At 47.0% G+C, this 11,446-nt stretch carries 13 protein-coding genes; 5 read left to right on the forward strand and 8 right to left on the reverse strand.

What is annotated here, in order from left to right; all coding sequences use genetic code 11:
* Nucleotides 1–178: 178 nt before the first annotated feature.
* Nucleotides 179–1,276: a DUF3080 family protein gene (locus V7P87_RS15525; protein WP_333798248.1), complete on the reverse strand. Its 1,098-nt coding sequence runs from the start codon at nt 1,274–1,276 to the stop codon at nt 179–181.
* Nucleotides 1,221–2,621, reverse strand: a complete 1,401-nt coding sequence (locus V7P87_RS15530; protein ID WP_333798249.1) for an MATE family efflux transporter — start codon at nt 2,619–2,621, stop codon at nt 1,221–1,223. Before V7P87_RS15530 ends, V7P87_RS15525 begins: the two co-directional genes overlap by 56 nt.
* A gap of 78 nt (nt 2,622–2,699) precedes the next feature.
* Between V7P87_RS15530 and V7P87_RS15535 the strand changes: the two genes are divergently transcribed.
* Nucleotides 2,700–3,344 carry a riboflavin synthase subunit alpha gene (locus V7P87_RS15535; RefSeq protein WP_333798250.1) on the forward strand — a complete coding sequence of 215 codons (645 nt, stop codon included), beginning with the start codon at nt 2,700–2,702 and terminating at the stop codon, nt 3,342–3,344.
* Between the two features lie 54 nt (nt 3,345–3,398).
* On the opposite strand, the gene V7P87_RS15540 is transcribed toward V7P87_RS15535, so the two are convergent.
* The 3 genes from V7P87_RS15540 to V7P87_RS15550 form a co-directional block, all read right to left on the reverse strand.
* Complete coding sequence (locus V7P87_RS15540; RefSeq protein WP_260656636.1) at nt 3,399–3,599, reverse strand: CPXCG motif-containing cysteine-rich protein; 201 nt, start codon at nt 3,597–3,599, stop codon at nt 3,399–3,401.
* Between the two features lie 161 nt (nt 3,600–3,760).
* Entirely contained in the window at nt 3,761–4,417 is a 657-nt protein-coding gene (gene hxpB / locus V7P87_RS15545; protein ID WP_333798251.1) for a hexitol phosphatase HxpB, read from the reverse strand.
* Nucleotides 4,418–4,440: 23 nt separating this feature from the next.
* Nucleotides 4,441–5,301: a fructosamine kinase family protein gene (locus V7P87_RS15550; RefSeq protein WP_333798252.1), complete on the reverse strand. Its 861-nt coding sequence runs from the start codon at nt 5,299–5,301 to the stop codon at nt 4,441–4,443.
* A gap of 273 nt (nt 5,302–5,574) precedes the next feature.
* Here V7P87_RS15550 and thrS point away from each other — a divergent pair, with 273 nt between their 5' ends.
* The 4 genes from thrS to rplT all read left to right on the forward strand — a co-directional run bounded on the left by thrS (nt 5,575) and on the right by rplT (nt 8,732).
* Nucleotides 5,575–7,485, forward strand: a complete 1,911-nt coding sequence (gene thrS, locus V7P87_RS15555) for a threonine--tRNA ligase (RefSeq protein WP_333798253.1) — start codon at nt 5,575–5,577, stop codon at nt 7,483–7,485.
* A gap of 12 nt (nt 7,486–7,497) precedes the next feature.
* Nucleotides 7,498–8,055, forward strand: a complete 558-nt coding sequence (gene infC / locus V7P87_RS15560) for a translation initiation factor IF-3 (RefSeq protein WP_296298305.1) — start codon at nt 7,498–7,500, stop codon at nt 8,053–8,055.
* A gap of 103 nt (nt 8,056–8,158) precedes the next feature.
* The gene (gene rpmI, locus V7P87_RS15565) at nt 8,159–8,356 is read left to right on the forward strand and encodes a 50S ribosomal protein L35 (RefSeq protein ID WP_333798254.1); all 198 of its coding nucleotides are present in this window, start codon (nt 8,159–8,161) and stop codon (nt 8,354–8,356) included.
* Between the two features lie 16 nt (nt 8,357–8,372).
* Nucleotides 8,373–8,732: a 50S ribosomal protein L20 gene (gene rplT, locus V7P87_RS15570; protein WP_260656631.1), complete on the forward strand. Its 360-nt coding sequence runs from the start codon at nt 8,373–8,375 to the stop codon at nt 8,730–8,732.
* An 85-nt stretch (nt 8,733–8,817) separates the two neighbouring features.
* Here the strand turns inward: rplT and V7P87_RS15575 are convergent, their stop codons facing one another.
* The 3 genes from V7P87_RS15575 to V7P87_RS15585 all read right to left on the reverse strand — a co-directional run bounded on the left by V7P87_RS15575 (nt 8,818) and on the right by V7P87_RS15585 (nt 11,388).
* Nucleotides 8,818–9,198: a potassium channel family protein gene (locus tag V7P87_RS15575; protein WP_333798255.1), complete on the reverse strand. Its 381-nt coding sequence runs from the start codon at nt 9,196–9,198 to the stop codon at nt 8,818–8,820.
* A gap of 93 nt (nt 9,199–9,291) precedes the next feature.
* A complete protein-coding gene (locus tag V7P87_RS15580) occupies nt 9,292–10,392 on the reverse strand; it encodes an META domain-containing protein (RefSeq protein ID WP_333798256.1) in 1,101 nt (366 codons plus the stop codon).
* 123 nt (nt 10,393–10,515) lie between these two features.
* Entirely contained in the window at nt 10,516–11,388 is an 873-nt protein-coding gene (locus V7P87_RS15585; RefSeq protein WP_333798257.1) for an alpha/beta hydrolase, read from the reverse strand.
* Between the last annotated feature and the right edge of the window lie 58 nt (nt 11,389–11,446).

Here is an 11,446-nt window from a genome sequence, read left to right on the forward strand (position 1 = left end):
GACCCCCACCATGTCAAGGTGGTGCTCTAACCAACTGAGCTAAGGACGCATTTTGCAATACCACCGGCAGGTGGTTTTGACAACGGACGCTATAGTATTTTCGCGGACAGGCTATTGCAAGTGATTTTTTGGCAAGCCCCGTCAAGCGCTGTTATTTTGTGCGAAATGTCTGCAGCGTTCAGCTTTGCCCAGGTTGAGCGGCAATTTTAAACTGACAGTGCTGCTGTAACTGTTGCCACCAGGCTACATGACGGTTGAGTTGCTGTCTAAGCTCTTGATGCTGAGCTTCTGTACGCTGATAAAGCACTGCAGCTATGGGACTTTGTTGATAAATCCGGTTTAACGCGGGTTGCAATTGCTGGCTTATACCATCCAGTTCGGCCAAATAGGGCTGAATTTTGCCAATAAACTGTTGCAATAAAATGTTGTTGAGAATTTGCGTTTTGTCTTTGGCCTGAGGTCGTTGGCAAAAAGCATCAAGGTTGATGTGGTCAAGCTGTGCATTCAGCGCACTGAGCCAGCCGTTATTCTGCCGCAGGCTATATTGCCAGTCAGCCAGCAGCTGGCTTTGATAAAGGGCGCCAACCTGGTGATTAATAAAAGCTGCATCAGTGCTAGCCAGAGCGGCAAGATCCTTTTTCAGTACATTGTCTTGCAAACGCCCAAGCTGCTGCAGTGCCGTCAATGTTGAGGTGATACTAACACCGCTTTGAATGCTACGTTGACTGCCATACAGTTGCTGGCGCAGTGTCTGATCGGTCAACAGGAAGTTGGCCAATACCTGAGGTAACTGCTGTTGTTTTTCCTGATAAATCAGCTGAAGTTTCTGCTGCAAATCTGCATCCAGTTGCGGGTGCTGCAGGCAGGGTTTGAGCTGATTGACTAACTGCAGTTCGTAACCGAGTTGATTCGCGACCGTCATGGTTTTGCCAAGGCTGTTATTACGCTCGGCAACAAGCTGCTGTAATCCACAGCGTCGCAGCACCACCAAATCAAGTACATTCAGTTTTGTGTCGGGGAGCGGCTGATAAAGCTGCCGTACCGGCGGTAGTTCAGGCACAGGAGTAAGTTTAGGTGCCAGATCAGGCAGCTCCAGCATACGCTGAAGTCTGCTGTGATAATCCAGCCATAAATCTTCGGCATCATGCCTGCTGCAACTGCCGAGCGTGAAACACAACAACAGCGGCAGTAAAGCGCCAAACAGCCTTCTGTTTAGTCGATCAGGCTGCGGTTTCCGGTGCTGCTGGGGTTGAGGTGTTGTTTTTTTGTTGGCCATCTTCTATCCGGTGCAGTTGCTGTTTCAGGATCATGGCCAGTAATACGGCGGCAACAGTCAAACCGACGATAATGCCAATCCAAAATCCATGTGCGCCCATTTTGGGGGTGAGCCAGTCGGTCAGGCCAAGCACTGTGCCCAAGCCAAAACCTATAGGCCAATATGCAATCAGCGTAATAAAAAATATTGGTTTGGTATATTTTAGGCCACGCAGAGCACAGCTTGACACCACCTGAATAGCATCGGAGATCTGGTAGAAGCAGGCCAAAATCAGAATAGAACTTGCCATGGCGATCACTGTAGCGTCTGTGGTGTATAAAGACGCTACCCAGCTGCGGGTTAAGAAAGTAAAACCGGCTATGGCAAAAGCCATCATGACAGCGAGCACTATAGCGGTACTAATTGCAGTGCGAAGCTCCCGTACGTCCATAGCACCGGCCAGATGGCCGACACGGATGGTGGTTGCCATGCCCATACTCAGCGGCAGCATAAATACTAAAGCGCTGTAGTTATTGGCGATTTGATGCGCCGCCACGACTGTAGGACCTAAATGCACTATCATCAGCGGAATACAGGCAAAGAGGGTTACTTCAAAAAACATCGCAAAGGCGATAGGGGTGCCCAGCGCAATAATTTGCCAGATCTCGCGGATTTTAGGTCTGTAATCCGGCAGTTTCAGCCGGTACGGCGCTGTACGGGCGCTTTTTAATGCATACAGGCTAATGGCCAGCAGCTGCGCCAGAAATACCAGTGAGGTTGCCACACCACAACCGGCACCACCCAATGCAGGCATGCCGAACTTACCGTAAATAAAAATATAGTTGGCCGGAATATTTACCAAAATGCCAACGAAGCTTATCCACATGGTGGCTTTGGTATAACCTATGCCTTCAAATAAATTACGCAGTACCATATAACCTGCGGCTGGGAACACCCCCCAGGCAATATAGGCCATGTAATCGAGCGCTTTTTGCCTGAGCGTATCGTCCATTTCCATCATGCCAACAGGCACCGCAATAAACTGCATTAACAAAAACACCAGCAGCGCAAGTGCAAAAGCAAGGTAAGCACCTTGCAAAGTGACAGCTGTCACTTCTTTTTTATGGCCGGCCCCAAAATGCTGCGCAATCATTGGGGTCAGAGCCAACAACAGTCCCTGAAATGTCAGAATAATTGGTAGCCACAAGGCGGATGCCACTGCAATACCGGCCATGTCGACCGGGCTGACCCGGCCGGCCATCAGGGTGTCCACCACATACATCATGGTTTGGGTCAGCTGCGCCAGCACTATAGGGCCTGACAGTTTCAGAATGGTTTTGGCTTCAAAGCGGGAAAAAGGTAACATGGCAACTCACAACAGACGGATTAGACGCGATTTTTTCGTCGCGAAACAGCGGTTAATTTAGCACAAACAGGGGCAGTGATGTTTACCGGAATAGTTCAGACTCAGGCCATTGTCGACAAAATCCAGGATCAACCAGGTTTTCGTCAGCTGCAGCTCAAAGTGGCAGCATCTTATCTGACAACGCTGGAGCAGGGCGCCAGTATTGCCATCAACGGTACTTGTTTAACTGTGGTGGGTTTTACCGCCAATGACACCGAAGGGAACGTCAGCTTTGATGTGATTGACGAAACCCTGCGCCTGACCAACCTGGGATTATTAAAACCAGGTGATTTGGTCAATTTTGAGCGTTCTTTAACTATCGGCAAAGAGCTGGGTGGCCATATTTTGTCGGGTCATATTCATTGCAGAGCGCAAATTATCGAGGTGAATAAAACGGCGCATAACTGCGCTATGCAATTAGCCTTGCCTGCGCCTTTTGGCAGTTATGTGTTTAGCAAAGGCTTTATTGCGATTGACGGCATCAGTCTGACAGTAGGACAGCTTCAGCTAAACGCAGACCAAAGCTGTGTGTTTTCGCTGCATTTAATACCTGAAACTTTAGCTGTAACTAATCTTGGCAAACGTCAGTGTGGTGACTGGGTTAATATTGAAATTGACCAGCAAAGTTACACCATAGTGCAGAGTGTGGAGCGTATGCTGGCTGCCCGCGGCTTGATCCAATAACTATCAGTGCATGTTCAGGCTGCAGCCTTTAAGGCTGCGCCTTTGCCGCTTTTATTAATAAATCTGTTCGTCATCGGCGTCGATAAACACCTGCACGCTGCGGTGCGCTTCATCTTTGTGCGTTTTAATATGGATAGGGTTACAGCAATTGCTGCAATCTTCAAAATCGTCCTGATCTTCGCCGCTGACATCCAGCGTGATATGGGTAGGGTGGCCACAAAACGGGCAGATAATGGTTTTGTTAATCAAGTCCATCATATCCTCCAGACGTGTTGTTGTGTGTTGCCGCTGCCGTTGATGTACAGGCTTAGCCGATCCTCACTAGTGTAGGCCTAAATTGTGTTTTATGTCGGCTGACTTTGCTACAGCGAAGTACTGATTTCAGGTCGCTTCGCCGTCATTGTTTCAGCAGTCTGTTATTTTGGGTTTTGCAAATGGCCGGGGGTAAGCTCAGTCAGTGAAGCAAGCACATGATCAGCAAGGGCATAACCCGGCGCATGTTGATGTGCGCTGTCAGGCACAGCAATACAGCGCATCCGGGCTGCTTTGGCGGCAATCAAACCTGTGACACTGTCTTCCAGTGCCAGGCAATATTGCGGCGCCACGCCTAAAGCTGCGGCAGCATTGAGATAGACCTGCGGATGAGGTTTTGCCAGTGGTAAAAATTCAGCCGAGCAAGTTGCCTGAAAAAAAGGCAATAATTCAAAGTGTTTTAATGTTGCCAACATCATTCTGTGGTTGGATGAAGTGGCCAAAGCTATGGGCAGCCTGAGCGATTGGCATAACTTCAGCGCTTCAAGAGCGCCTGGCATCAGTTTGCCTTTGCTGATGATCATGTTTATTACCTGCTCAATAATCAGGGTGGCCACTTCCGCCTGAGTCGGGCCCTGCCAGGCAAAACGTTGATACCAGTGTTGCACCACATTATCACAGCGCCAGCCCAGCGTTTGAGCAGTGTCCTCTGGTTTGAGCGGTACACCAAGGGAAGAAAAAATTTGATATTCAGCCTGTTGCCAGAAATTTTCCGAGTCAAGCAACAAACCGTCCAGATCAAAAACGACGACTTGGATCATCAGTTATCCATTATTTTCATGGCCTACAACAAACGTTGGCGGATCAAATCTCTGGCCTGCCAGCTGTAACGACCGCCACGGATATAAGCGTGGTGTAATAAATGATACAGATTATAAAGATCTTTCCTGTCGTTGTAATTGTTGTCGAGCGGATACACCTGATTGTATGCATTAAAAAAACTGTCGGGTAATGGGTCAAACATCTGGCTGTAGGCCAAATCTGTTTCCCGATCACCAAAATAGCTGGCTGGGTCAAATAACACCGGTACTTCAGATAAAAAGCCGATATTGCCGCGCACCAGTTCCCCGTGCAGCAGCGCAGGTTTGGGCTGATGACCATGCAATTGCTGGCGCACCCGTTCGACTATTTTATCAATATCACCAAATTGCTGATCTTGTTCGGCCAGTAGTTGCAATAACCAGCCAATTCGTTGTTCGGAAAAAAACGTTGACCAGTTGGCCTGCCACTGATTCGGCTGCATAGTGGCACTTAAATAATTATCCCAGTCAAAACCATACATCGCCTGATCGTCGGCCTGATGCAAAAAGGCCAGTTGATGACCAAGTGCCTGCCAACCGTATGGATGTGCGTTGGTCATAGGTAAGTATTCCAGCACCAAAAAGGATTTATCCAGGGTTTGACCTGCGCAGATCACCTTTGGCAAACGTACACATTGGCGCTGTGTCAGTGCCTGAATACTCAGTGCTTCGGTGTCAAAACTGTCCAGTACCTCGCGTTGATTCAGTTTGACAAAAAACTCCAACTCCTGACCTTTAAGGTGGTACAGCATATTGCCGGAATGGGTGGACAGCTGGTGTTTTTGTTCAATCTTAAAGTCACATTGCAATTCGGCACTGATTTGTTCTGCAAGAGCTTGCCACATGAATAAACTCCGGTGTTGTCAGGAAATAAAGCTGGGGATGTCAGTAGTATGGTGCAAATTTAGCCAAAGTGGAGTTGTTATGCGCAGCAGCAACACCCTTGCCTGAGCGCCTTTGTGCCAGTAAGATAACGGCGCTTTTTGGCTGATAATTGCCCGCTACGTGCCGGTCGTTGTTGGTTTAACCGTTCGTATGGTTGAACACCATCAGGCATCCACTCAGATTTGATAAAACAAGTGTCCCTTGGTATGGGCCACCACTGTAAGGAAAATGACATGCCAGTTATTACTTTGCCTGACGGAAGTCAGCGCGTTTTTGAAGCCCCTTTATCTGTATTAGACGTTGCCAAAGACATAGGTCCTGGCCTTGCTAAAGCGACCATTGCCGGCAAAATTGACGGTGTATTGGTTGACGCCTGTGAAATGATCGACCGTGACGTCAAACTGTCTATTGTCACCAGCAAAGACGACGAGGGCCTGGAAATTTTGCGCCACTCTTGTGCGCATTTGTTGGGTCATGCCATTAAACAGCTGTGGCCAAACGTCAAAATGGCCATTGGTCCTGTGATCGACAACGGCTTTTACTATGACGTTGATTTAGATCGGGCTATCAGTGCTGAAGACTTAGCAGCACTCGAAGAGCGTATGCTTAAGCTGGCAAAAACCGAATATGACGTTGTGAAGAAAAAAGTCAGCTGGCAACAGGCTTACGATACCTTCAAAGCGCGTGGCGAAAGCTACAAAATGGAAATTCTCGAGCAGAATGTCGCCAAAGACGACCAGCCGGGTTTATACCATCACGAAGAATACATCGATATGTGTCGCGGTCCACACGTGCCGAATATGCGTTTTTGCCAACACTTTAAAATTATGAAAGTGGCCGGGGCATACTGGCGTGGTGACTCAAAAAACAAAATGCTGCAGCGTATTTACGGTACCGCATGGGCGGATAAAAAGCAGCTGGCTGCTTATTTAACCCGTTTAGAAGAAGCCGAAAAACGCGACCACCGTAAAATTGGTAAAGCTCTGGATTTATTCCACTGGCAGGAAGAAGCACCAGGCATGGTGTTCTGGCATAACGACGGCTGGACTATTTACACTGAGCTGGAAAAATTTGTCCGGGAAAAATTGCGTTCATTTGATTATGACGAAGTCAAAGGCCCGTTGATGATGGACCGTTCTTTGTGGGAAAAATCAGGCCACTGGGATAAATACTCTAGTGCCATGTTTACCACTGAGTCGGAAAAACGCGAATACGCCATTAAGCCGATGAACTGCCCTGGCCATGTGCAGATTTTTAACCAGGGTCTGAAGTCTTACCGTGATTTACCGCTGCGGATGGCCGAATTCGGCTGTTGCCACCGTAATGAGCCTTCAGGTTCTTTACACGGTTTAATGCGGGTGCGTGGTTTTACTCAGGACGACGCGCACATTTTCTGTACTGAAGAGCAAATTGAAGCCGAAGTGGGCGCTTGTATCGACATGGTGTACCAGACTTATCAAACCTTTGGTTTTGATAAGATTGTGGTGAAATTGTCGACCCGGCCGGAAAAGCGGGTAGGTTCTGACGAAATCTGGGATAAAGCCGAAAAAGCCCTGGCTGATGTACTGACCAGCAAAGGTATTGAATTCCAGTACTTACCTGGTGAAGGTGCGTTTTACGGTCCAAAAATCGAATTTACTTTACACGATTGTCTGGACAGAGCCTGGCAATGTGGTACCGTGCAGCTCGATTTTTCAATGCCAGCCCGTTTAGGTGCTTCTTATGTAGCGGAAAACGGCGAAAAACAAATTCCGGTAATGATCCACCGCGCCATTTTAGGTTCGCTGGAGCGTTTTATCGGTATTTTAATTGAAGAGTACGCAGGTTTTATGCCGGCATGGTTAGCGCCAACTCAGGTTGTGGTGATGAATATTACCGACAATCAGGCCGAATATGCCCAACAATTAGTAAAAACTTTCAAATCTCACGGTATTAGAGCAACTTCTGACTTGAGAAATGAGAAGATAGGCTTTAAAATCCGCGAGCACACGCTGGCTCGTGTTCCGTATTTAGTGGTTGTTGGCGACAAAGAAGTTGAAGCCGGCGATTTAGCACTGAGAACACGTAAAGGCGAAGACCTCGGTAAAATGACTGTAGCTGCTTTTGTTGACAAGCTGACGACAGAAATCAAAAACCGGGTCTGATGATATTAATCCTTGGAGGAACATACCATTAAAGTAGGAAAGAAACCGTTACCGACGAACAGACCAAATCGTATTAACGAAGAAATCAGCGTCCGCGAAGTGCGTTTGATTGGTCTGGAAGGTGAACAATTAGGGGTTGTAGGTATTACTGAAGCCATTCGTTTGGCAGAAGAAGGTGGTTGTGATCTGGTCGAAATCAGTCCAACAGCTGAACCTCCTGTTTGTAAGTTGATGGACTATGGTAAGTTCCTTTTTGAAAAGGGTAAAGCTGCTAAAGAGCAGAAGAAGAAGCAAAAACAGATCCAGATCAAGGAAATTAAATTCCGGCCTGGAACTGATGAAGGCGATTACCAGGTAAAACTACGCAACCTGCGTCGCTTCATTGAAGAGGGTGACAAAGCTAAAGTAACACTGCGTTATCGTGGTCGTGAAATGGCGCATCTGGATATCGGTATAGAGATGCTCAACCGGATCAAAGAAGATATGTCAGATATTGCTATCTGCGAATCTTTCCCGAGCCGCGTTGAGGGTCGTCAGATGATCATGATGCTGGCCCCAAATAAGAAGTAATAAGCGCATTCAAGTAAAAGTCGTACACCACTGCGGCAACGCAGTGGTGTTTGATTTTTCGCCTTATTATTCGTTGTAATTAAACAATGCGAGTTATTTAACTATGCCTAAGATGAAAACCAATAAAGGTGCTGCAAAGCGCTTTAAAAAAACCGCTTCTGGTGGTTTTAAACGTAAGCAATCACATCTTCGCCACATTCTGACGAAGAAGTCTTCTAAGCGTAAGCGTCAGTTAGGTCCAAAAACGTTAGTTGCAAAAGTTGACGTCGCTGGTATCGCTCGCTGCATGCCATACGCATAATATTTAGGAGACTGAAATGCCAAGAGTAAAACGTGGTGTGACCGCACGTGCGCGTCATAAGAAGGTATTAAACCAGGCTAAAGGTTACTACGGTGCCCGTAGCCGTGTTTATCGTGTAGCTTTCCAAGCAGTTATCAAAGCCGGCCAGTACGCTTACCGTGACCGTCGTCAACGTAAACGTCAATTCCGTCAACTGTGGATCGCGCGTATCAACGCTGCTTCACGTCAAAACGGTTTATCTTACAGCCGTTTCATCGATGGTCTGAAAAGAGCGTCTGTTGAAATCGACCGTAAAATTCTGGCTGACATCGCTGTATTCGACAAAGGCGCATTTGCTGCTTTAGTTGCCAAAGCGAAACAAGCTTTAACTGCTTAATTTTTAAGTAGTAAAAAAGGCAGCTCCGGCTGCCTTTTTTGTTTTTGTTGACCTGTGATAAATCAGTGGCCTGCTGTACCTGAGGTTAATGATCCGATTTTTGCTGCTGTTGCGAAAGACTGGACTCAATACGCCTGATTTTATCCATCAGCTCGCGCTGCTCGTCGTCGCTGAATAAATGTTTGTCTTCCACCAGATGCATAATAATGTTTGCCACTATCATTGGGATCACCACAAAAATCCAGAAATGACCAAATAAGATGCCGATAATACGGCCAGCAGTGGTGACCGGCGTTAAATCCCCATAACCTATCGTTAATGAAGTAACAGTGGCCCACCATAAACCATCGGCAAAGGATTTTGCTTCCAGTAATGAAAAACAGAAAGCACCGGATAACAAACTGGTGATATACAACAGCAGGATCAACCACAGCCGGTTGGCGGTATAAATCAGTAGTTTTTTCATAATAAAAATCCATTTCAGCTAAAAAAACACCTCCAAAGGAGGTGTTTTACAAATGACGATCTAAACACAGAATACGGGCCTGAGATCTAGTTTTTAGTTCACCGCAGGCGCAAACTCCATAATCATGGTGTTGTCTTTAAACAATTGCAGCTTCGCTTGATTCACTTCGATTCGATCGGCCAGCTGCAGCTGTTTGGTAAATTGTTGTTCATAAAAATGAGCATCAGCACAATGTTTGCGCGTGCTGACCACGGGCATCACTTTTAACTGATTGTCTTTTTGCTCATAAGTTGCATTAAAGTTATTGCAGCCGGAAAAACCATATAACTTATTGTCAGCAAACATCATCCGGATATTCAGTTTTTGTGGCACACCAATTTGTGACACTGAACTTAACCGCCAGACCACTCCCTGAGCTGAGCCCGGAGCCGCCTGATTCGGGCAAGTGGCGCCTGGCCAGAACTGGTCGAACTTATCGACAAATAATGCCTGGTTATTATCCGGACTCTTTCTGGCAGTCATAGTCGCAACCACAGATTTGCCGTTTAATACCGGATTGGTCTGGTAGCTGCGCATCATCGGCAAATGATGTTGGGTCATGGCAATCTGATGACTTTCACCGGTCTGACAATCGGTAAAGCTCGCTTCATTGCCTTTGAGCTGATACATGCCGAGTAACGGTAAACGGCTGTCAATTTTCTGCACTGTTGGCTGGCGCGTCAGCGTCATGTTGTCTGCCGATACAATAGGTTTTCCTGCTACATCCAGCATTACCAGATGTTGATTACTGGCAAACTGAAAAGACGGCATCTGCTGACGTTGTGTCGTAAAGTGCAGGGTGCGCTCGTCCAGCTGCCAACTGCCCTCAATCAGTTCAACGACATTGCGGTCAATAAATTCACGGCGAGCCTCAAATTTACCATTTTGGTAGACATTGATATGGTAGTTCACACCCGGGCATTTTTTGCAGGGCAAAGTGCCGGTAAAACTCATGTCGCGGTCGATAAAAATTAAACCAAAGTCGGTGGCAATAGGCTCGGCATTGTCGGAATGTACCACTTCGTCGGGCACCAGCTCTGGTTTGACTTCAACTTCTGTAATTTCCTGCACAGGGGCGGGTTTGGCGGCTTGCTCGGGAACCACAGAACAGGCGGACAACAATAATACGCTCAGTACTACACTGCTTTTTTTCACTTGAATCATTACCGGATAACCAAAATTGGCGCCATTATACTGAAACTGCAAAAAGAGCGGCAGCGGTTTTTTTGTAACAGCGTTACGCCGCTTGTTATCTTAGGTTGAGTAAGAAGCGAGTGCTCAGATAAAGCCCCAGTGTTTTAGCATCAGTTCTGCACTGTGCTTTGGGTATTGCTGCATAAAACAATGCCCACCTTTTGTTTGTAATGAGGAGACTGCAGGGTTCAGCGATTGCCATCTGTGCACTGCCTTTTGTACAAAGGGATAAGTATCATCACCATAAATCACCAGCGTTTCGCTGCAAGGGCGTTTTAGTTCCCGCCATAAATTTTGCGGGTAAGATGCAAATATTTCAGCTTCACGCTCCGGCTTACATTTCAGTCTGCTGCCATCCTGATGATACAGTGCATGGTCGATATAAGCGCGCAGAGCGTCTTGTTGCCAACCTCTGAACATACCTCTGTTGGTTAAATATTGCTCTGTTTCGAGTTTGTCAGGCCAAAACTGCCGGCGTTTTAAGGCTTTTTTCGCCATTGGGTTGTGTTGATATAAGCCAAGCAGATCCAGCGCCTGCATAGAGCGCAGCAACAGTGGTGGAAATAATACCGGGTCCAGCAGGATAACTTTGTGAAAGATCCGCTGTGGTTGGGCATTGACCAACGCAGTTAATACGCCGCCAAAACTATGACCACATCCATATACATCCACCTCACCAAACTTAGGTAAATGCTGCTGAAAGGCATCACTTGCAAGTTCGGCACTTTGATGCCAGCCAATAAATTTACCACCGTGGTCGCTGTCGCCATGGCCCTGGGTGTCGGATAAAAATAAATCAAAATAAGGTGAAAGCTGCTGTAACAGTGGCAAATACATCAAGCTGCAAAAACCATTGCCGTGTAGCAGATGTAATAGAGGTTTGCCGCTTGGAGTGCTGTGATGGCCACGCAAGGTAAAACCGTAGCGGCTTTGATAATGCCAGGGAATAAGTTGCACTGCTAAATCTCAAGTAAATACTCTAATAAAACCATGCCATGTTTTTACTGAAGCAGCA

The sequence above is a fragment of the Rheinheimera sp. genome, from assembly GCF_036782235.1.
In the GTDB taxonomy this organism is placed as follows: Bacteria; Pseudomonadota; Gammaproteobacteria; order Enterobacterales; family Alteromonadaceae; genus Pararheinheimera.

Coding starts and splice junctions, on each gene's coding strand:
- V7P87_RS15575 (WP_333798255.1), bottom strand. CDS start 9,198: ATGAAAAAACTACTGATTTATACCGCCAACCGGCTGTGGTTGATCCTG.
- V7P87_RS15540 (WP_260656636.1), bottom strand. CDS start 3,599: ATGGACTTGATTAACAAAACCATTATCTGCCCGTTTTGTGGCCACCCT.
- V7P87_RS15535 (WP_333798250.1), top strand. CDS start 2,700: ATGTTTACCGGAATAGTTCAGACTCAGGCCATTGTCGACAAAATCCAG.
- thrS (WP_333798253.1), top strand. CDS start 5,575: ATGCCAGTTATTACTTTGCCTGACGGAAGTCAGCGCGTTTTTGAAGCC.
- rpmI (WP_333798254.1), top strand. CDS start 8,159: ATGCCTAAGATGAAAACCAATAAAGGTGCTGCAAAGCGCTTTAAAAAA.
- rplT (WP_260656631.1), top strand. CDS start 8,373: ATGCCAAGAGTAAAACGTGGTGTGACCGCACGTGCGCGTCATAAGAAG.
- V7P87_RS15525 (WP_333798248.1), bottom strand. CDS start 1,276: ATGGCCAACAAAAAAACAACACCTCAACCCCAGCAGCACCGGAAACCG.
- hxpB (WP_333798251.1), bottom strand. CDS start 4,417: ATGATCCAAGTCGTCGTTTTTGATCTGGACGGTTTGTTGCTTGACTCG.
- V7P87_RS15550 (WP_333798252.1), bottom strand. CDS start 5,301: ATGTGGCAAGCTCTTGCAGAACAAATCAGTGCCGAATTGCAATGTGAC.
- V7P87_RS15530 (WP_333798249.1), bottom strand. CDS start 2,621: ATGTTACCTTTTTCCCGCTTTGAAGCCAAAACCATTCTGAAACTGTCA.